Raw genomic sequence first — 18,850 nt, 5'->3', positions numbered from 1 at the left:
TGGTCAAACTCGGTACCCCTGCCGCCCGACCCCGTCCGGCGTGGCCAAGATCCGCGCAACTCCCGGGATGTTGCTGCCTCACGACACGCCGAGGCAGCAACATCCCTGATGCTGCCCGGATCTTGAAGCAGGCGGCGTGAAAGCGCGCGGCGGGGCGGTCAGCGGGGGATGAGGGTGAGGATGCTGGCCTCCGGGGGGCAGGCGAAGCGGATCGGGGCGGTCGGGTGGGTGCCGAGGCCGGCGGAGACGTGCAGCCAGGAGTCCGACCCCGGCCACCGGTGCAGGCCGCGCGCCATCGAGCGGGGCAGGCCGCAGTTGGTCACCAGCGCCCCGAAGCCCGGTACGCAGACCTGACCACCGTGGGTGTGCCCGGCCAGCAGCAGCCCGAAGCCGTCCGCCGCCATCTGGTCGAGGACCCGTGGTTCGGGTGAGTGCGTCAGCGCGATGGAGAGGTCCGCCGAGGACGACACCGCGCCGGCGACGGCAGGGTAGTCGTCCCGGCCGATGTGCGGGTCGTCGACGCCGACCAGGTCGAGCTGTCGGCCACCGGCCTTCAGCGTGGTCCGGGCGTTGTTGAGGTCCGCCCAGCCGGCGCCGGTGAACACCTCACGCAGCTCCTCGTAGGGCAGCTCGACGCCCTCGGTGTACTCCCGGTCGGGCAGGAAGTAGGTGAAGGGGTTCTTCAACACCGGCCCGGTGTAGTCGTTGGAGCCGAACACGAAGGCGCCCGGGTAGTCCAGCAGCGGTTGCAGGGCCCGCAGCACCCCGGGCACCGCGCCCGGGTGTGCCATGTTGTCGCCGGTCACCACCACCAGGTCGGGGTCGAGGGCGGCCAGCGACGCCACCCAGCGCTGCTTGCGCGCCTGGTCGGGCATCATGTGCAGGTCCGACAGGTGCAGCACGCGCAGCGGCTCCGCGTCGGCCGGGAGCACCGGCACGTCGTACCGCCGCAGGGTGAACATGTTGCGCTCGACGAGCGACGCGTACGCGAGGGTGGCCGCGCCGATCGTGGCGGTTCCGGCGGCGAGCCGGAATAGTGTGCGCTTTCGCATGGCGTTCAGGGTAGTTTGACCGTCCATGAGCACGCTGAAGGACCGCCTCACTGCCGACATGCGTTCCGCGCTCAAGGCGCGCGACGAGCTGACCACCTCCACGCTGCGGATGGCCCTGGCCGCCGTCGGCACCGCCGAGGTCGCCGGCAAGGCCAAGCGCGAGCTCACCGATGACGAGGTGCTCGCGGTGCTGACCAAGGAAGCCAAGAAGCGTCGGGAGGCGGCCACCGCCTTCGCCGACGCCGGCCGCGCCGAGCAGGCCGCGAAGGAGAGCGCCGAGGGTGAGGTGTTGGACCGCTACCTGCCCAGGCAGCTCTCGGACGCCGACCTGACCGAGCTGGTGTCGGGGGCGCTCGCCGCGGGCGGCTTCACCGGCAAGGCCCAGATGGGCCCGGCGATGAAGGCAGCCCAGGCCGCGGTGGCGGGCCAGGCCGAGGGTGGCCGGGTGGCCGCCGAGGTACGCCGACAGCTCGGTCTCTGACCCGCCAGGGCCGGCGGGGCGGCGCGACGGTTGTCGCAGCCGCTCGCCGGTCCGGACAGACGAAACGGGCGGGCACCCGAGGAGGGTGCCCGCCCGTCGTGTCCTACTCGTCGGCTCAGCCGCCGGGGCGACCACCGGGTCGACCCCCGGGCGGGCCGCCCGGAGTGCCGTCGGTGTTGCCCGGCGTGCCGCCGCCGCTGCTGACCTCGATGGTGACCACGCCATTCTTGATCGTGCGTCCGTCTGGGCTGGTGCCAGCCGCGTCACCCGCCTTGCAGGAGGACGGCACCTTCGCGCTGGAGACGACCGGCTCGAAGCCGGCGCCCTTGAGCCGGGACTTCGCGGTGTCCACCGAAACGCACTTCACGTCGGGGATGCTGCGCTGGTCACCCTGGGAGATCTTCTGACCCGGCTCCTCAAACTGGATCCGCGGTTTGCCCTTCATGGCATCCCGCAGGGTCTCGTACACCGGCGGGTTGATGCCGTCCTTCTGGGAGTGCTTCATCTTCACGTTGGTCTGCGGCCAGTCCGGGTCGGCCATGATGCCGGCCACCGAGTACTGCTTGGTCATGGCGACCAGGGCGGCCGTCTTCTCCGAGTCGGTGGTGCCGGACTTACCGGCCACCGGCGCGTCGACGATGCCCTTCACGACGGCGGCCGTACGGCTACCACCGCACTTGCTGGTGCTGGAGTTGTCGCCGACCGGGCAGCGGGCGGCATCCACGGCGGCCCGGGCCACCTCGGTGCTGAACCGCTTCTCACAGCGCGGGTTGGCGATGTCCAGCTTGTTGCCCTCCGGGTCCCGGATTTCCTGCACCGGGATCGGCTCGCAGTACTTGCCGTCCGCCGCGAGAGTCGCGTACGCGTTGGCCAGGTCGAGCGGCGTGGTGGAGGAGACACCCAGGGTGAAGGCGCCCCACTGGTGGGCGGCGTCCTTGGTCGCGGCGAACTTGGCGTCGTTGCTCGCCCGGAACTGGATGCCAGCCCGCCGGGCGGCGTCGACCACGTTCTCCGCGCCGACCTGCTGCTGGAGCGGGACGAAGTAGGTGTTGATCGACGCGCTGAACGCGCTCCACATGCTCTGCACGCCGCCGGCCTTGAGGCCGGAGTTGGTCGGGCAGTAAAAGTGGGTGCCCTTGCAGGCCGCCGGGCTGCTGCTGTCGATGATGTATTCCGACTTGAACTGCTGCGGCGCGTTCATCGTGTAGCTGAGCGGGATGCCCTTCTCCAGCGCGGCGACGATGCTGAAGATCTTGAAGGTCGAGCCGGCCTGGTATCCGGTGATGCCGTTGCCGCCGGTGAGCAGCGGGTTGACAGTCGCCGGGTAGTTGCCCCGGATCTTCTTCTTGCTCTTCGCGGGATCGCTGGAGATCTTGTTCTTCGGGTTCTTCGGGTCGTCGAGCTTGAACTGCCGGTTGACCGCGAGCGCCCGCACCCGGCCGGTGCCCGGCTCGACGACCGCGACCATTGCCGCTTCCTTGCTGTTCACGCTCTTGGCCTTACGGACCGCCTTGTCCGCGCCACGCTGCGCCTGGATGTCGATCGAGGTCACGACGGTGTAGCCGCCGCTCTTCAGCCGGCGCTCCCGGTCGTACGTGGTCGAGCCGAACGTCTCCTGATCCATCCACCAGCGGTAGAAGTAGTCGCAGAAGAAGCCCCACTCGTTGACGTTGGCGGCGACGCAGCCGTTCGGGGTGCGCTTGTCCTTCACCACCAGCTTGGCCGCCTTGGCGACGTCCGCCTCCTGCTGGGTGATGGCCTTGATGTCGACCATGTTCTGGATGACGTAGTTGCGCCGATCCAGCGCGAGCGGGTAGCCGGCCTCGGTGGTCGGGTCGTTCGTCGTCGGCGCCTTGACCATGCCGGCCAGCAACGCCGCCTCTTCGATCTTCAGCTTGCTCGGCGGCTTACCGAAGTAGACCTGGCTGGCGGCGAAGATGCCGTACGCGCCGTTGCCGAACGAGGCCAGGTTGAGGTAGCGGGTGAGGACCTCGTCCTTGGAGAACTCCTTGTCGACCTGGAGGGCCAGCTTCATCTCGCGCAGCTTGCGGGCGCTGGTGTCCTCGGTCGCCGCGACCACGTCGGCCGGGTGGGTGGCCGAGTAGGCGATGGCCAGCCGGACGTACTGCATGGTCAGCGTCGAGGCGCCCTGCTGGCCGGAGCCATCGGTCTGGTTGTTGACGAACGCGCGGGCGACGCCGTTGATGTCGACGCCGTTGTGCTTGTAGAAGTCATGGTCCTCGGCCGCGATGATGGCCTTCTGCATGAACGGCGAGATGTCGGCGAGCTTCACGTCCCGTCGGTTCTCGTCGTACATCGTCGCGAGCGGGGTCTTGCCGTCCGACGCCAGCAGGTAGCTGATCTGTGGCGCGCGGGCCACCGTCAGCTCCGTGGGCAGGGCACCGAATGTCTCGGCGCCGGCCTTCGCGGCCAGGCCGGACATCGCTACCGCGGGGAAGGCCGCCGCAGCGACCACCACGCCGGCCAGCAGGCCGCACACGAGTAGCGATGCGGCGTTGGTCAGCACATTGTGGTCACGTTTCCGCATCCAGGTCACCTCGGCATGGTACGCGAGTAGGGAACGAGGGGCGCTGGGGCGTTCTTTCCCCATTTCCTGCGCGCGCTGCCCTCGTTGTGCTAAACGCACGACCCCCGGTGCTTGGTTGCGTGTGACCTGGCGTGAGTCTCCTCCGATTCATTGAGGCGGCCCAGCGTTATCGCTGACCTCGGCGGGGTAACCGGCGGTCGAAGGCCCGGGAAGCCGGGACTGTCCGAAATGATGGATTTCGTCGACAACGTTGCGTAATCAGTCGACTACAGAGCATGATGGGGGCGGCGACAGCGCCACATGTCGTCCGTGCCGCCTTGGGGAAGGCAGGCCGGGCGATCGGGGGGAATTGCCGGCTGACGTGCATCGACGAGGTCGGTAGGTACTGCAAGGGGGGACGTGTACACATGGGCATGATCACTGACTGGCCGTCGCTGGCGGCGTGTCAGAACGGGGACCCGGACGCGTTGTTCGTACAGGGCGCCGAACAGAACGTGGCGAAGCGGATCTGCCGGAGCTGCCCAGTTCGGTACGAGTGCCTGGCCGACGCGCTGGACAACCGGATCGAGTTCGGTGTGTGGGGCGGCATGACCGAACGCGAACGGCGGGCGCTACTGCGTCGTCACCCTCAGGTGACGAGCTGGCGCAAGATGTTCGAGGCCGCGATGAAGAAGAACAGCAAGGACAAGGCCGGCAAGGACAAGATTCTGGTCAGCGCGGCCAACTGACGCCGGTCACGGCCGGCTGATCGCCGCGCCGATCGTTCGTAGCCCGTCGACGTCGTGCACGTCGGCGGGCTGCGCCGTGACCGACACCGCCGGCACGGCCGGGAACGCCTCGGTGAAGCGTGCGGCGACCTGCTGCTCGCGTACCGCCTGGCGAGCCAGCGTCGCGTGCGCCCGCAGCACGTCGGCGGTGGCCTCGTGCCCACCCAGCTCGGTCAGCCGCTCGGCGGCGACCCGGCTCTGCTCGGCGTCCAGCTTCGGAACCGCCGGGCGGTGCACCCGGTTGAGCACCAGCCCGGCCAGCGGCATCCGCTCGTCCCGCAGGCGGCCCGCGAAGTAGGCGGCCTCCCGGACCGCGTCCGGCTCCGGTGTCGCGACCAGCAGAAAGGCCGTCTCCCGCGCCTGCAGGATGCGGTACGTCTGCTCGGCGCGCTGCCGGAAGCCACCGAACATCGAATCCAGTGCCGCCACGAAGCCGGACAGGTCGGTGAGCAGCTGCGCGCCGAGCACCTTCTGCACCACCTTCGAGAACATCCCGAACGAGGCCGTGACCAGGCTGAACATGCTCCGGCCGCCGCTGCGCGCCGGGGCCAGCAGCAATCGCAGCATCCGGCCGTCGAGGAATCGGGAGAGTCGAGCCGGCGCGTCCAGGAAGTCAAGTGCCGAGCGGGACGGTGGTGTGTCCACCACGATGAGGTCCCATTCGCCCCGGGCGTGCAGCTGGCCCAGCTTCTCCATCGCCATGTATTCCTGCGTGCCGGCGAAGGTCGAGCTCATCGCCTGGTAGAACGGGTTCGCGAAGATCTCCGCGGCCTTCGTCGGGTCGGTGTGCTGCAACACGACGTCGTCGAAGGTGCGCTTCATGTCCAGCATCATGGCGTGCAACTCGCCGCCACTGCTCTCGACGTCGATGCCCTTGACCTGGCGGGGGGTGTTGTCCAGCTCGGTCAGGCCCAGCGACTGGGCCAGCCGGCGGGCCGGGTCGATGGTGAGCACCACAGTGCGCCGACCGTGGTGCTCGGCGGCCCGCAGCGCCAGCGCCGCGGCCGTGGTCGTCTTTCCCACTCCGCCGGCACCACAGCACACGACGATCCGCACGCCCGGGTCGGCGAGGATCTGGTCGACGTCCAGCTGCGGCGCCGCGTCTTCGGAAGGCACCAATCGAGCGTATCGGGCCGGTGGGTCCGCGCGCCCGTGCTGCGCTCAGGTGTGAGTCATTCGGCGCGGACGAGGGCCTGGGCCAGCGTCGCGAGCCCAGCCCGGTCCACCCCGTCGGGCAGCAACGGCAGCTCGATCATCGGCAGCCCCAACTCCACCAGGTCGGCGCGGAGCGAATCCTCCAGTTCGCGCCGGATGAGCTGGTCACGTGCCTCGTCGTGCAGCCCGGTCACGATGTCCCGTTCGGCCGGCAGCCCGGCGGCGACCAGCCCACGCCGCAACTCCGCGGCGGTGACCGCCGGCCCGGCGGGCAGCGGGGGTCGGACACCGTTGACGAGCACCCTCCCGACGCCGAAGCCGAGGGCGGTCAGGTCGGCGATCGCGTCGACCGTCTCCTGGATCGGCATCTCCTCCAGCAGCGTGACCACGTGCACCGCGGTAATCGGGGACCGCAGCAACGCGGCGACCCCCTCGCTCTGGGTCTTGATCGGGCCCACCTTGGCCAGCCGGGCGGTCTCCGCCGTCACGTTGAGGAATCGGCCGATCCGCCCGGTCGGCGGGGCGTCCAGCACCACCGCGTCGTACGCGCGCCGCTGCCCGGTGGTGCGGGTGGTGGCCTCCTTCACCTTGCCGGTGAGGAGGACGTCCCGTAGGCCGGGGGCGATGGTGGTGGCGAAGTCGATGGCGCCGAGCTTGCGCAGCGCCCGGCCCGCCGCACCCAGTTTGTAGAACATGTCCAGGTACTCGAGCAGCGCCTCCTCGGCGTCCACCGCCAGCGCGCGCACCTCACCGCCGTCCGGCGCGTCGGCGAGGTGCCGCTCCTCGTAGGGCAGCGGGTCGATGCCGAACAGCTGGGCGATGCCCTGCCGCCCCTCGACCTCGACCAGCAGGGTGCGTCGGCCACCGGCGGCGAGCGCGAGGGCCAGTGCCGCCGCCACGCTGGTCTTACCGGTGCCGCCCTTGCCGGTCACCACGTGGAGGCGGGCGGGCCAGCCGGTACCGGCCGGGTCGATCGGGCGCTCAGCTGCACACACCCGTCGAGCCTATCCAGGCGTCGCGGTCACGCGACCTCGCAGACCCACCAACCCGTCTTCTGCACCACAGTGAAGCGCAACTCCTGGTCGGCCACCTTCTCGTCGGCGGTGGTCATGGTGAGCCGGGTGGAGACGGTGGCCCGTTCCCCGGTCTGGTTGTCCACCTTCGGGCTGGTCCACCGGAAGCGCGGGTTCTGGTACGTGGAGGCGTACTTCTCCACCTCGGCCACCTTCGCGGCGATCTTGTCGTCGTCGCGGGAGGCGGCGCAGACGCGACTGGCCGCCCTGGTCGCGTCGCGATCCTTGTAGACCGCGGTGAGGAACTCGTCGACAGCGACCGTCGGCTCCTTGGCGCCCTCGCCGGTCTCGGCATCGCGCAGGGTCAGGAAGGCCACCACACCGCCGCCCACGCAGAGCACCATGATCACGACCAGTGCGATCGCCGCGATCAGCAGCCCGCGCTTCTTCTTCGGCTCGGCCGTGCCCGGGTAGGGCGGGTAGGCCGGCGGGGGCGGGGGGATCGACGAGGGGTTCGGGGCGCCCGACTGCGTCGATGCGGCGGCCGAAGTGGGCTCGCCGAGCCCTTCCGGCTGCCCGGCACCGGTGGGCTGCCCGGGGAAGGCCGGTGAGGTGGGGGCGGCGGGGAGCGCCGGCGGAGCGGGGGATGCGGGGAGGGCGAGCTGCCCGGGCGGCGGGGCGGGGGTTGGCTGGCCGGGGATGGCCCGCGCGCCGGGCTGACCGGCGGGATCCGGGTGGGCCGGCAGGTGAGCGGGTGGGCCGGCCTGGTCGCCGCTGGGCGGGTGGGTCATGTCGTTCCCCCAGGGGTGCGGCGCCCGCCGCCACCCCTGGCGTCGAGCGTGATCGAGCGGGCGGCCGGGCGCTGCGCGACCGTCCGACCGGAAGGGTAGCGGTCGATGACCGGCTCGGTGTCGCCCCTGCCGGTCGGTTGGCCCCAGCGGTCCGGTGAGCGGTACCCGCGTCGGTTTCGGTGTCAGGCCCCCGACCTGCGGTGTGTCGCATATGTGACTGTTGGTGACCTCTTGTGCGCGTCCTGCTGGCGGGACTGCGGCCACAGACCTACCTTCGTCCCGGTGCGGGGGCCGGAACGGACGAATGGGTCCGGGCCGGAAGCATGGTCCGAGAGGTACGACCGGAGGCAGTGCATGCGCGACGCGGACAACATTCCTCGCACCCAGTTCCCGACGAACGACCGGCCCCGCCGGCCCGGGTCCGTGGTCGAGGCCGGCGGGCAGGTCACCAACCAGCCGATCAACGAACGGTCGTACCGCCGGATGCCGGAGCAGGCGGAGACGGCCCAGGTGCCGAGCCAGCCCGCCGAGCGGACCCGCGACGACGACGAGCCGGGCTTCGTCATCCACCTGCCGATCCGGGTGCCGAACCTGGCGGCGGCGACAGTGCTGGCCGGCCGGGTCGCGGTGTCCCTGGGGTTCCTGCCCGAGCTGGACGCCGGCGAGACCACAGTGTCGAACGCCGACGATCAGAACAACCGGCACCGGGTCTTCTGTGACCTGCTGCTGCCCGACCGGTCCCGCTGCCCCCAGGGGTACGAGCACGAGGGGCACTGCGGGGAGCTGCCGGCCGCGCCGGAGCAGCGTCCCGTACCTCGCCCGGCCAGCGGACCGTAGGCTGTCCCACGAACAATTCCGCACCAAGAGGGAGCCCTTCAGCGATGCAGAAGTGGGAATACTCCACGGTCCCGCTGCTGGTCCACGCGACCAAGCAGATCCTCGACAACTGGGGCGAGGACGGGTGGGAGCTCGTCGCCGTGGTCCCCGGCCCGAATCCGGACCAGCTGGTCGCCTACCTGAAGCGGCCCAAGGCGTGAGTAACGGTCCGCACGCGAAGCTCGCCGAGTTGGGTCTCGAACTGCCCGAGGTCGTGCCGCCGGTGGCCAGCTACGTCCCAGCGGTGCAGTCCGGGCAGCACGTGTACGTTTCCGGCCAGCTGCCGATCGCCGAGGGAAAGCTGCTCGCGACCGGCAAGGTCGGCGCCGGAATCTCCGCCGACCAGGCGAAGGATCTGGCCCAGCGGTGCGCGCTCAACGCGCTGGCCGCGGTCGACTCGCTGGTCGGCCTGGAGAACGTGGTCAAGGTGGTCAAGGTGACCGGGTTCGTGGCCTCCGCGCCCGGCTTCACCGGTCAGCCCGCCGTGATCAACGGTGCCTCCGACCTCTTCGGCACCGTCTTCGGGGAGGCCGGCCGCCACGCGCGCAGCGCGGTAGGTGTGGCCGAGTTGCCGCTGGACGCCCCGGTGGAGATCGAACTGATCGTCGAGGTCGCCTGACGCGTCCCCAACGCCCCGCGATCTTGCACTTTCTGCCCCGACGAAAGCCCTGAACGGGGATGAATCAGGGGCCGCAAGTGCAAGATCGTGGGGTGTGGCGGGCGGGGTCGTACGATCGCAGCCATGAGCGGGCACGTGACGGGGGCGGTGGCGGCGCTTGCCGACGAACTGCCCGGCTGGGTTTCGCTGCTGCGTGCGCCCAACCCGGGGCCGATGACCCTCGACGGCACCAACACCTGGGCGCTGCGTGCCCCGGCAGCCGAGTACGCCATCGTTGTCGACCCGGGGCCGGCGCACGAGGGGCACCTGACCCGGATCGCCGAGCACGGGCCAATCGGGCTGATCCTGATCACCCACGGCCATGCCGACCACACCGAGGGCGCCGCACGCCTGAGCGAACTGCTCGGCGGGGTGCCAGTCCTCGCCGTCGACCCGGCGCACACCATCGGCGCCGAGCCGCTGACCGGGCCGGGCGAGCGCTTCGGTGACGTCGGTCTGCGCATCCGCCTGTTGCAGACGCCAGGGCACACCGCAGACTCGGTCTGCTTCCTGGTCGAGCACGACGACGAGCGGGTGGTGCTCACCGGTGACACCATCCTCGGCCGGGGCACCACCGTGGTCGCCCACCCGGACGGGCATCTCGGTGACTACCTGACCAGCCTGGAGCTGCTGTCCGCGTACCGGGGAATCCCGGCGCTGCCCGGACACGGCCCGGCTCTCGCCGACTGCGCCGCCGCCGCCGATTTCTACCTCGCCCACCGCCGGGCCCGGCTCGACCAGGTCCGGGAGGCGGTCGCCGCCGGCGCCCACACCCCCGCCGACGTGGTGGCGACGGTCTACGCGGACGTGGACCGCTCGCTCTGGTGGGCGGCCGAATGGTCGGTCCGTGCCCAACTGGAGTATCTGGGCGTCGACACCGGGGAATCCGCGCCCGGGGTCAGTGGGTTGGAGCACATGTGACCTGCCCCGTGTGTGGAACCGTTGCCGTTCCCGGCGCGCGGTTCTGCCACAACTGCGGTGCCGCGCTGCCGGCCGCCGCCACGTTGCCGGCAGCCGAGCGCCGGGTGGTCACCGTGCTCTTCGGTGACCTCTCCGAGTTCACCTCCTGGTCGGAGGACCTCGACCCGGAACGCGTCGGCGCGGTCACCGACCGGGTGCTCGCCGCCCTCGCCGGTGCGGTGAAGACGTTCGGCGGGCACGTCGACAAGCTGACCGGTGACGGCATCATGGCGGTCTTCGGCGCCCCGGTGGCGCACGAGGACGACGCCGAACGCGCCGTCCGGGCCGCCCTGTCCATGCAACGGGCCGTCCGCCGGGTGCTCGACGACGAGCGGGGCGGCGGCGCGCCGCTCGGGCTGCGGGTCGGGCTGAACACCGGCGACGTCATCGCCGGCATCCAGGCCGCGATCGAATACACGGTCATCGGCGACACGGTGAACACCGCGGCCCGGCTCGCCGACGCCGCAGCGGTCGGGGCCGTCTACGCCGGTGGACGCACCGCCGCCGCCACCAGGCACGTCTCCTCCTGGCGGGCGCTGCGCCCGCTGCGGCTCAAGGGCAAGCGTGAGCCGGTCGAGGCGTACGAGCTGTTGGGTCTGCTGGACGCGCCGGGCACCCGCTCGGGGCTCGGCGACGAGGCACCGTACGTCGGCCGGGAGACGGAGATCGGTCGGGTCGCCGGTCGGCTCGCCGAGGTGATCGACCAGGGCGACCCGCGGGTGCTGCTGATGACCGCCGAGGCGGGTATCGGCAAGTCCCGGTTCGCCGCCGAGGTGGAGCGCCTCGCCGCCGGGTACGACGTCGGTGCTGGCCGCTACGCGGCGCACACCGGCGCCCGGGTGCTCTCGGTGCGCTGTGCCGCGTTCGGTGAGCGGCGACGGCTCGCGCCCCTGGCCGACCTGGTGCGTGCCGCCGTCGGTCTGCCCAGCGACGCGTCCACCGCGCTGACCCGCCCGGCGGTGGAGGAGCGGCTGCGACGGCTCGGGCAGCGGCTCGCCCGCTCCGGTGCGGAAACCGCGCCGATCGCCACGGAGCAACTCCTCGCCCTGCTCGGCTATGCCGAACTTCCGGCGCACTCTGGCACCGACAGCGGTGAGTGGGGCGGGTCGGGCATTCCGGCCGCGGATGCCGAGGTGGTGCCGAACGCGGTCGCCGACCTGCTCAGCGGGCTCGCCTCGGAGGCGCCGCTGGTGATCGTGGTGGACGACCTGCACGATGCCACCCCCGAGACGATCAGCGCCCTCGGGTTGACCCTGTCCAGGCTCACCGGCCCGGTGCTGGTGCTGCTGCTCGGGCGCCCCGAGTTGGTGCGTACCGCCGGGGCGCTGACCCGGGTCGCGGACGCCGAGGTGCACTCGCTGCCGCCGCTGCGTGGCGCTGACGCGGCCCGACTGCTCACGACCTACCTCGGCGGCGGCAAGCTGCCACAGGCCGACGCCGACCGGTTGCTCGCCACCGCGCAGGGCAATCCGTTCTACCTGGCTGAGCTGGTCACCCTGCTGATCGAGCGGGGTGCGCTCACCACCGAATCAGTGCGCGGCGCTGCCTCGACGCGGGGTGCCGCGGGGGATCGGTCCGGCTCCGGCGAGCGGGAGCAGAGCGGGTCGGCCGGCTGGCGGTTGGTGCCGGGTTCGCTGGGCAGCCGGCTGCTCTCCCGGGACCTCGCCGCAGTGCTGGCGGCCCGGATCGACGCGCTGCCGCCGGACGCCCGGTCGGTACTGCGTGACGCGGCGGTCACCGGTGACACGGTGCCGACCGGCGCGTTGGAGGCAATGCGGGAGCAGTACGGCCGCCGGGACGGCCGACCGTCGGCAGTGGTCGCCGTGGAGCTCGACCGGGCGGTCGAGGAGTTGCTGCAACGTCGCATGCTGCACCGCTCGCGTACCGGCTACTCGTTCGCGACACCGCTGATGCGGGAGGCCGCGTACGCCGGGGTGAGCAAGGCCGAGTTGGCCGAGCGGCACGCCGCGCTGGCCCGCTGGGCGGCGCCGGTGGACGACGCCACGGCCAGCACTGTGGGCGGCTTCACCGACGAGGCCCGGGACGACTTCGTGGCGACGCATGTCGAGCGGGCCGCCACGCTCGCCGACGCGGTGAAGTTGCGCCCGGACGCGCCGGCTCGGGCGGTGGTTCCGCTCGGTGTCGCCGCGCTCGGTCGGGCCGCCCGCCGGTCGCTGTCCGCCGGTGAGCCGGCCATGGCCGTCGAGTACGCCGAGCGCGCCACCGAACTGGCCCGCGACGGGGTGCCGGCAGCCGATCGGGTGGTGCACGCTCGGGCGTTGCTCCAGGTCGGCCGCGTCTCCGACGCGTTGGCGTACGCGGAGAAGATCGCCGCTAACGCGGGGGACGAGGTCACCCGGGTCAGCGCCCTGCTGTTGGCGGGGCAGGCGCAGGAGACCCTCGGCGACCAGGGCCGGGCGGTGACCGCCTGGCAGGAGGCGTTGCAGGTGGCCACCGAGGGTCGGCTGCCCACTCAGCGGGCCACGGCGATGCGCCGGCTCGGCATGGCCGACTTCGTGGCCGGGCGGCTGAGTCAGGCGAGCAGCCGGTTGGCTGCCTCGTACCAGGTCAGCCTCGGCGCGCAGGACCGACGCGGGCAGGCGTGGTCCCTGCAGAACCTGGCCTGGGTGACCACCACCCGGGGTGACTTCGCCGGCACCGACGCGGTACTCGGCCGAGCCGCCCGGCTCTTCGCCGAGCTGAAGGACCCGTACGGGCGGGCCTGGCTGCGCGGCACCACGGCGTTCGCCCGGCTGCTCGCCGGCCGTCTGCGCGAGGCGTGTCGGATGGCGCAGGTGTTCCTGCCGTTCGGCGAGCGGGTCGGTGAGGCGTGGGCGGTGGGAACGTTGCGCGCGGTGGCGGCGTTCGCCACTGCCGAGCTGGGTGACCTGGCCGAGGCGGACCGGGAGGCCCGGCGGGCGTACCGGGAGTTCGCCGCCGCCTCCGACGACTGGGGGCGCGGGTTCGCCCTGGTGGTCCGGGCGGTGGTGGCGCGCGGGTTGGGCGAGCCGGAGCACGCGGCGGACCTGCTCACCGACGCCCTGGCGTACGCGGAGCGCACCTCGCATCCGCTGCTCACCGGGATGGCCGGGACACTGCGTGGCTTCGTCGCGTTGGACATGGGCGACTGCGAGACGGCCGAGCGGGTGGCCCGCTCGGTGTTGACCGCCGTGGAGCCGCACAACCCGCAGGCTCCGGCGCAGGTGGCACCCCGGGTGTTGCTGGCGACGGCCCGTCTCGCCGCCGGCGACTCGGCGACCGCAGTCGGGTTGCTCGCCCCGGTTGCCACGGCCGCCGCGAACGCACCGTCGTTGCTCTTCTCCCGCCGCCAGACGATGGCCCAGTACGCTGCGGCGCTGCTCGCTCACGGCCAGCGGGAGCAGGCGCTGGACTGGGCCCGCCGAGCGGTCACCGCACCGGCCGAGGACGTGCGCAGCCAGGTGATCGCGGCGAGTGTGCTGGCCGAGGCGTTGGCCGCCTGCGGGCGCCCGGCGGAGGCTCTGTCCTGTGCGCAGGAGGCGGTCCGCCTGGCGTACGCCACCGAGCAGCGCAGCGAACGCGCAGCAGCCGACGCCCTACAAGCCCGCCTAACAACCGCCCAGGTCTAACCCACCCCCACCCACCCCGTTGATCATGAAGTTATTGCCCCGACACGCCGACGCGCAGGGCAATAACTTCATGATCAGCGCGACCCCCCGGGGTGAGGTGGAGGGTTTTGCCGGTTCTGGGGATGTGGTGGTCGGGGTGAGCGGCTAGCGTGTCACCACCGCGTACGGGTCCACAGTGGTGACCGTCGCCGTGCCTGGGGAGGCCCTTCATGAAGCTGCCGCGATCCATCGCGGGCTGGACCATCGCGGTCTTCGGCGTGTTGGCGCTGGTGATGGGCGCGGTCGGGCTGCTCTGGCCGGAGGCGCAGCTGCGCATGCTCGGTTTCGAGGTGCCGGAGACGCGGGCCGTCGGTGATCACACCGGGACGTTCCTGCTGGCATCCTCGATGGCGGCCTTCAACATGGGCGTCTACTACCTGCTCGCCACGGTGACCGAGTGGCGGGTGTTCTACCGGTTCACAGTGGTCTTCCGACTTGTCACGTTCACCGTGTTCACCATCGCGGTGCTGGCCGACATCGCTCCCGACCGGTTCTTCGGGGTGGCGGCGTGGGAAGGGCTGGGAGCGGTGGCCACCGCCATCGGTCTGCGCCTGGATGCCCGCCGGGGCATCCCGGCAGGTGGGGTCGGATCGTCCGAGGGTGCCGGAACGACTGCGGTCGCCGAGGAGGGTACCGGTCCCGCCGGTGCCGCTCCGGCGGACGCGGTGCGCTGAGCCATCGGTCGGGTTGGGTATTTTCGAGCGGTGACCGACACCCCGACCGGCGGCCTGCCAGTGCCGATCGTGCCTGGCCTGACTGATTTGCGGGTCTTTGCCCGGGGCGGGTACGCGACCGTCTACCAGGCCACCCAGATCTCCGTGGGCCGCGAGGTCGCCGTCAAGGTGGAGAACCGCACGCTGGACAGCGAGCGGGACCAGGCCCGCTTCCTGCGCGAGGCGCGGGCGGCCGGCCGGATGTCCTCACACCCGCACGTGGTGGACCTCTTCGATGTCGGGGTCACCATCGACCAGCACCCCTACCTGATCATGGAACTCTGCGACGGTTCGTACGCCGAACGGATGCGCACCTCGCCGCTGGGCCCGGTGGAGGCTCGTGACCTCGGCATCAAGATCGCCGACGCGCTGGCCCACTCGCACGCCGCCGGGGTGCTGCACCGGGACGTGAAACCGGCCAACATCCTCTACTCGCACTTCAACTCGGCGGTGCTCGCCGACTTCGGGCTCGCCGTCCTCGCCGAGCACCGGGACGCCTCGGTCACCCTGGAGGTGCTCACCCCGGCGTACGCGCCGCCGGAAATGTTCAGCCACAGCCCGCCGTCCCCGGCCGTCGACGTGTACGCCCTCTGCGCCACCCTCTACGCCGTGATGCACGGCCGGCCGCCGCGCTGGCAGTCCGAGCGCAACCCGAGCCTGGTCACCGTGCTGGAGATGTTCAACCAGCCGCTCCCCGCCCTGCCCGGGGTCCCGGACGAGCTGATCGACGTGCTGCGCGTCGGCATGGCCAACGAGCCGACCGAGCGTCCCTCCGCCCTGGAGCTGCACGACCTGCTCACCAACCTGCCACTCGGCTCGACGGCGACACCTGTCAGCGGTGCTCCGGTCAGCGGTGGCGCGACGCTCTCCGGCCCGTACGCGGCAAGCCGGCCGGTGCCCCGCCCGCCCATCGAGGACACGCAGGGAACTCTGCCCACCGGTCGGCGTTGGCGGCGTTGGCTCTTCGGCGGCGCCGGGGTGCTCGCGCTGGCCGCCTCCGCGACCGCCGGGGCCTGGGTCGCCGACCGGACGCCACCAACCCCCCCGTACCCGTCGGCCACCCAGATCGCCGCACCGGCGACCGGGCCGCTGCCCGGCTGCGCGACCGGCACCGGTGCGCCCACCGCCCTGCCCGAGGGCGCCCGCTGCCTGCCCGAGCTGGAATGCTTCGGCCCGATGCGGATCCGCGGTAGCCGCGCCGAGGCGGCACGGCTGTCCTGCGCGGGCCGACACACCTGGGAGACGTACGCCGAGGGCATCCTGCCGGTGTCGCTGGTCGGCGCCGACTACGAAGAGGTGACCGCCGCCGAGCCGGTGCGGCAGGTGTGCAGCGCCACGACGTTCCGCTTGACCACCGGGATCGCCGAGGCGACCGGCTGGCACCTGGAGGTGCTACCGCCGGTCGACGGCAGCATCGACCGGACCTACCGGTGTCTGGCGGGGCGCGGCGTGGACGCGCTCACCGCGCCCACGCTCACCGGCCGCTGAGCCCGTCCGACCCGCGTCGGCGGTCACGCACCGCACGCAACGCGTCCCGGGGATCCAGGGCGTCGAGGGTGTCCGCGTCGATCCCGTACGGCATCAGCTCAGGCGGCCCGAACGCTGCCGACCGGTCCGCCGGCTCCGGATCGTCGACCTGACGAGCGGCGGAGACCGCGACCCCGGCGACCATGGTCATCAGCACGCAGAGTAGCGCGAGAACCACGCCGAGGAGATCCTGTCGGCGCCACACGACCAGCATGACCAGCGGCGCGAGGGCTCCCAGCGCGGCGAGCACCGCCACCGCGCGTGCATCGGGTCTGGACAATCGGCTCACCCGTCCAGCATGTCGTGACGAGGCCCGCTGTCAACCGCTGAGCCGACCGCCGCGCCGATCGGCGTCGATCCGAGCACCGGTCCGACATGGCCCACGGCGTCCACACGGATTGGACAAGAACGGCTACTCTCGGTGTCCCGCAGGCTCTTCCGGCAGCGAGGTCGCCCATGAGCTCAGGCAGTTCGCAACCCCGACTCCGGTCGATCGCGTCGACGCTGGCGGTCGCCCTCACCCTCGTGCTCGCCGCCGCCGCCGGTTGCGACAGCCGGAAGGAACCGGAGCTGTCCTCCGTGCAGGAGAAGATGCGCGAGACGCACATCTACGGTTCGTCGAAGCTCCGGATCGGTGTCGCCACGAACGAGCCGCTCATGGGCGATCTGCGCAACGGCCAGCACGTCGGGTTCGACGTCGAGATCGCCAGATACGTCGCGGCCTCCCTCGGCTACGAGGGCGACCAGCGGCTGGAGTTCGTGTCGGTCGCCACGGAGGACCGCATCCCGTCGCTCCAGGGCGGCACCGTCGACCTCGTGGTGTCCAGCTTCTCCATGACGGAGGACCGTAAGCAGTTGGTCAGCTTCGCCGGGCCGTACTTCGTCACCACTCAGGAGGTGATGGTGCCGGTCCGGCTCAAGGACAAGGTCCGCACCATTGAGGATCTGCGTGACCCGGCCTACAAGGTCTGCACCAGCGGCGGCTCCACCACCGAGGCCGAGTTGGAGAAGCACCAGGTCAGGACGTTCGTGGTCAAGGACGTCGGCGACTGCGTCGATGGCATCCGGAAGGGCCGGTACGACGCGGTCAGCTCCGACGAGTCGATCCTTGCCGGTTTTCTGGCCAGCTTTCCCAAGGAGTTCGAGATCGTCGACATGCCGTTCGGGACCAGCGAGTTGCTGGGCGTCGGCGTGCCGATCGGTGATCCCGCGCTGCGCGACCTGGTCGCGTACTTCCTGCAGAAGAGCTACGAGCAGGGCCGTGACGGAGATGCCAGCCCCTGGCAGACCGCGTACAACCGGACCCTGGGCCCGTGGTTGAAGGCCGAGAAGCGCCAGCCGCAGCCGCTGGAAGTGCCGAAGCTCGTCGACTTCGACGACAAGGCGCCCGCGAAGTGAGCACGGCGTCGACCGCCACCGGCGGCGACGGGCCGGTCCCGCCGCCCCGCACGTCCGCGCCCGGCGTCGCCGCCGACTCTTCGACAATCGACGGTACGGCCGCAGCAGCGCCGGTCGTCGACCGCCCGGCGGTCGGTGACGTCACCTGGCCGGCCGGCGTGCCGGTCGCCGAACCGGCCGAGCCGGTCGTCGCCGACGTCGGGCGGGTTCGCTGGGATCCGGCCGAGCGACGTGCACGGGCCAGCCAGTCGTTCTGGACGGCAGTGGTGGGCGTACCGGCGATCTTCTCGGTGCTCCGCCTCGGCGTGGAGGCCGGCGGGGAACTCCAGACCACGCTGCTGCTGGTGGCCAACGTCGGGCCGGTCAACCTGCTCGCCGGCTTCCTGACCACGGCGGCCCGGCTGCTCTCCACCGGCCTGGTCGCCATCTTCGCGCTCGGCGCGGTGCTGGCCGTCAGCGCGGATCGACTTCCGCCGGGCACCCGTCGCCGTCCGCTCTTCGCCCGCTGGGCCGACATCACCCCGGCCTGGGTGGTGCTGGCCAGCTTCCTGCTCGCCCTGATCACCTGGCCGTTGCTCTACCTTCCGCTGCTGTTGCCGGCGTTCGTGGCCGCGTTCCAACTGCGTCCCGGGCGGCTGCACGAGCGGGTCGTGCCTCGGCTGCTACTGATCGGCGCTCTGCTCGCCGGGTACGGCTGGCTGATGCTGCCCACCCTGCGTGCGGCGGTGCGGCAGGGCGACGAGTGGTTGGTGCTGGCGCTCGTCGTGGTGCCTCCGTTGCTGGCCCTGTTCATCGCGGGGCCACTGCCAGGCATGGTGATCCGGCCGCTGGCATCGGTGACCGAGGTGGCGGTGCTGGCCACCCTGGTCTGGGCCGCGGTACCGGTGATCAGCACACCTGTGTTGCCGCTGACCGTCACCACTGTCGGTCCGGAGAGTGGGCCCACCGAGGACGTACGCGGGCATGTGGTCACCACCGACGACGTCAACATGGTGATCCTTCAGGAGAAGGGCGGCGTCCGGTACGTCCCGGTCGGCCTGGTCCGCGCCCAGGTGCTCTGCCCGAGCGAGGAGGAACTGCCCCGCCACCAACTGCGCATTCACGACTTCCACGTCGAGGATTCACTGTTGGAGGGCATGGGTCGCCGGGTCCGCCCGGTGCACCGCATCGACGCCGCCTGCCGTACCCCGGCCTGAGCGCCGACGGCGCAGCTCGTGCGAGATCCTGGATGGAACGCGTCCGGTAGGCCCGGATCTTCCAGGAT

17 protein-coding genes are annotated in these 18,850 nt (G+C 71.5%); 11 read left to right on the top strand and 6 right to left on the bottom strand.

The window, feature by feature from the left end; all coding sequences use genetic code 11:
• Nucleotides 1-158: 158 nt before the first annotated feature.
• The gene (locus KBX71_RS10765) at nucleotides 159-1,052 is read right to left on the bottom strand and encodes a metallophosphoesterase (RefSeq protein ID WP_210817790.1); all 894 of its coding nucleotides are present in this window, start codon (nucleotides 1,050-1,052) and stop codon (nucleotides 159-161) included.
• Between the two features lie 25 nt (nucleotides 1,053-1,077).
• Between KBX71_RS10765 and KBX71_RS10760 the strand changes: the two genes are divergently transcribed.
• Nucleotides 1,078-1,533 (top strand): GatB/YqeY domain-containing protein, encoded by a 456-nt coding sequence (locus KBX71_RS10760; RefSeq protein ID WP_196929129.1) that lies wholly within the window; start codon nucleotides 1,078-1,080, stop codon nucleotides 1,531-1,533.
• A gap of 115 nt (nucleotides 1,534-1,648) precedes the next feature.
• Here the strand turns inward: KBX71_RS10760 and KBX71_RS10755 are convergent, their stop codons facing one another.
• On the bottom strand, nucleotides 1,649-4,081 hold the full coding sequence (locus KBX71_RS10755; RefSeq protein WP_210817789.1) for a transglycosylase domain-containing protein: 2,433 nt from the start codon (nucleotides 4,079-4,081) through the stop codon (nucleotides 1,649-1,651).
• A gap of 407 nt (nucleotides 4,082-4,488) precedes the next feature.
• Here KBX71_RS10755 and KBX71_RS10750 point away from each other — a divergent pair, with 407 nt between their 5' ends.
• On the top strand, nucleotides 4,489-4,809 hold the full coding sequence (locus KBX71_RS10750; RefSeq protein WP_030328078.1) for a WhiB family transcriptional regulator: 321 nt from the start codon (nucleotides 4,489-4,491) through the stop codon (nucleotides 4,807-4,809).
• A gap of 6 nt (nucleotides 4,810-4,815) precedes the next feature.
• Here the strand turns inward: KBX71_RS10750 and KBX71_RS10745 are convergent, their stop codons facing one another.
• From KBX71_RS10745 to KBX71_RS34540, 3 genes are read right to left on the bottom strand one after another with little or no spacing between them, the layout of a single operon-like run.
• Nucleotides 4,816-5,967 (bottom strand): ArsA-related P-loop ATPase, encoded by a 1,152-nt coding sequence (locus KBX71_RS10745; RefSeq protein WP_167492914.1) that lies wholly within the window; start codon nucleotides 5,965-5,967, stop codon nucleotides 4,816-4,818.
• Between the two features lie 53 nt (nucleotides 5,968-6,020).
• Nucleotides 6,021-6,998 carry an ArsA family ATPase gene (locus KBX71_RS10740; protein ID WP_210817788.1) on the bottom strand — a complete coding sequence of 326 codons (978 nt, stop codon included), beginning with the start codon at nucleotides 6,996-6,998 and terminating at the stop codon, nucleotides 6,021-6,023.
• A 26-nt stretch (nucleotides 6,999-7,024) separates the two neighbouring features.
• Nucleotides 7,025-7,717, bottom strand: coding sequence for a hypothetical protein (locus KBX71_RS34540; protein WP_210817823.1), 693 nt, complete (start codon nucleotides 7,715-7,717; stop codon nucleotides 7,025-7,027).
• A gap of 444 nt (nucleotides 7,718-8,161) precedes the next feature.
• Between KBX71_RS34540 and KBX71_RS10730 the strand changes: the two genes are divergently transcribed.
• The 7 genes from KBX71_RS10730 to KBX71_RS10700 all read left to right on the top strand — a co-directional run bounded on the left by KBX71_RS10730 (nucleotide 8,162) and on the right by KBX71_RS10700 (nucleotide 16,149).
• Nucleotides 8,162-8,644 (top strand): hypothetical protein, encoded by a 483-nt coding sequence (locus KBX71_RS10730; RefSeq protein ID WP_210817787.1) that lies wholly within the window; start codon nucleotides 8,162-8,164, stop codon nucleotides 8,642-8,644.
• A gap of 44 nt (nucleotides 8,645-8,688) precedes the next feature.
• Nucleotides 8,689-8,844: a DUF4177 domain-containing protein gene (locus tag KBX71_RS10725; protein WP_007466198.1), complete on the top strand. Its 156-nt coding sequence runs from the start codon at nucleotides 8,689-8,691 to the stop codon at nucleotides 8,842-8,844.
• Nucleotides 8,841-9,302: a RidA family protein gene (locus KBX71_RS10720; protein WP_124815393.1), complete on the top strand. Its 462-nt coding sequence runs from the start codon at nucleotides 8,841-8,843 to the stop codon at nucleotides 9,300-9,302. Before KBX71_RS10725 ends, KBX71_RS10720 begins: the two co-directional genes overlap by 4 nt.
• Nucleotides 9,303-9,425: 123 nt before the next feature.
• Complete coding sequence (locus KBX71_RS10715) at nucleotides 9,426-10,262, top strand: MBL fold metallo-hydrolase (RefSeq protein ID WP_210817786.1); 837 nt, start codon at nucleotides 9,426-9,428, stop codon at nucleotides 10,260-10,262.
• Nucleotides 10,259-13,909: an adenylate/guanylate cyclase domain-containing protein gene (locus KBX71_RS10710; protein WP_210817785.1), complete on the top strand. Its 3,651-nt coding sequence runs from the start codon at nucleotides 10,259-10,261 to the stop codon at nucleotides 13,907-13,909. Before KBX71_RS10715 ends, KBX71_RS10710 begins: the two co-directional genes overlap by 4 nt.
• 209 nt (nucleotides 13,910-14,118) lie before the next feature.
• On the top strand, nucleotides 14,119-14,622 hold the full coding sequence (locus KBX71_RS10705; protein ID WP_210817784.1) for a hypothetical protein: 504 nt from the start codon (nucleotides 14,119-14,121) through the stop codon (nucleotides 14,620-14,622).
• 30 nt (nucleotides 14,623-14,652) lie between these two features.
• Nucleotides 14,653-16,149 (top strand): serine/threonine-protein kinase, encoded by a 1,497-nt coding sequence (locus KBX71_RS10700; protein WP_210817783.1) that lies wholly within the window; start codon nucleotides 14,653-14,655, stop codon nucleotides 16,147-16,149.
• On the opposite strand, the gene KBX71_RS10695 is transcribed toward KBX71_RS10700, so the two are convergent.
• Nucleotides 16,136-16,477 (bottom strand): hypothetical protein, encoded by a 342-nt coding sequence (locus KBX71_RS10695; protein WP_210817782.1) that lies wholly within the window; start codon nucleotides 16,475-16,477, stop codon nucleotides 16,136-16,138. The genes KBX71_RS10700 and KBX71_RS10695 overlap by 14 nt on opposite strands.
• A 167-nt stretch (nucleotides 16,478-16,644) precedes the next feature.
• On the opposite strand from KBX71_RS10695, the gene KBX71_RS10690 reads away from it, so the two are divergent.
• Together KBX71_RS10690 and KBX71_RS10685 are read left to right on the top strand one after the other, a co-directional pair.
• The gene (locus KBX71_RS10690) at nucleotides 16,645-17,586 is read left to right on the top strand and encodes a transporter substrate-binding domain-containing protein (RefSeq protein WP_210817781.1); all 942 of its coding nucleotides are present in this window, start codon (nucleotides 16,645-16,647) and stop codon (nucleotides 17,584-17,586) included.
• Complete coding sequence (locus KBX71_RS10685; RefSeq protein WP_210817780.1) at nucleotides 17,583-18,782, top strand: hypothetical protein; 1,200 nt, start codon at nucleotides 17,583-17,585, stop codon at nucleotides 18,780-18,782. Before KBX71_RS10690 ends, KBX71_RS10685 begins: the two co-directional genes overlap by 4 nt.
• Nucleotides 18,783-18,850: the final 68 nt, after the last annotated feature.

The sequence above is a fragment of the Micromonospora sp. D93 genome, from assembly GCF_018070365.1.
In the GTDB taxonomy this organism is placed as follows: domain Bacteria; phylum Actinomycetota; class Actinomycetes; order Mycobacteriales; family Micromonosporaceae; genus Micromonospora; species Micromonospora ureilytica.
The sequence above is the reverse complement of the archived record's forward strand: the minus strand, read 5'-3'. Positions and strand labels throughout refer to the sequence as shown.

Coding starts and splice junctions, on each gene's coding strand:
- KBX71_RS10765 (WP_210817790.1), bottom strand. CDS start 1,052: ATGCGAAAGCGCACACTATTCCGGCTCGCCGCCGGAACCGCCACGATC.
- KBX71_RS10760 (WP_196929129.1), top strand. CDS start 1,078: ATGAGCACGCTGAAGGACCGCCTCACTGCCGACATGCGTTCCGCGCTC.
- KBX71_RS10755 (WP_210817789.1), bottom strand. CDS start 4,081: ATGCGGAAACGTGACCACAATGTGCTGACCAACGCCGCATCGCTACTC.
- KBX71_RS10750 (WP_030328078.1), top strand. CDS start 4,489: ATGGGCATGATCACTGACTGGCCGTCGCTGGCGGCGTGTCAGAACGGG.
- KBX71_RS10730 (WP_210817787.1), top strand. CDS start 8,162: ATGCGCGACGCGGACAACATTCCTCGCACCCAGTTCCCGACGAACGAC.
- KBX71_RS10725 (WP_007466198.1), top strand. CDS start 8,689: ATGCAGAAGTGGGAATACTCCACGGTCCCGCTGCTGGTCCACGCGACC.
- KBX71_RS10715 (WP_210817786.1), top strand. CDS start 9,426: ATGAGCGGGCACGTGACGGGGGCGGTGGCGGCGCTTGCCGACGAACTG.
- KBX71_RS10705 (WP_210817784.1), top strand. CDS start 14,119: ATGAAGCTGCCGCGATCCATCGCGGGCTGGACCATCGCGGTCTTCGGC.
- KBX71_RS10690 (WP_210817781.1), top strand. CDS start 16,645: ATGAGCTCAGGCAGTTCGCAACCCCGACTCCGGTCGATCGCGTCGACG.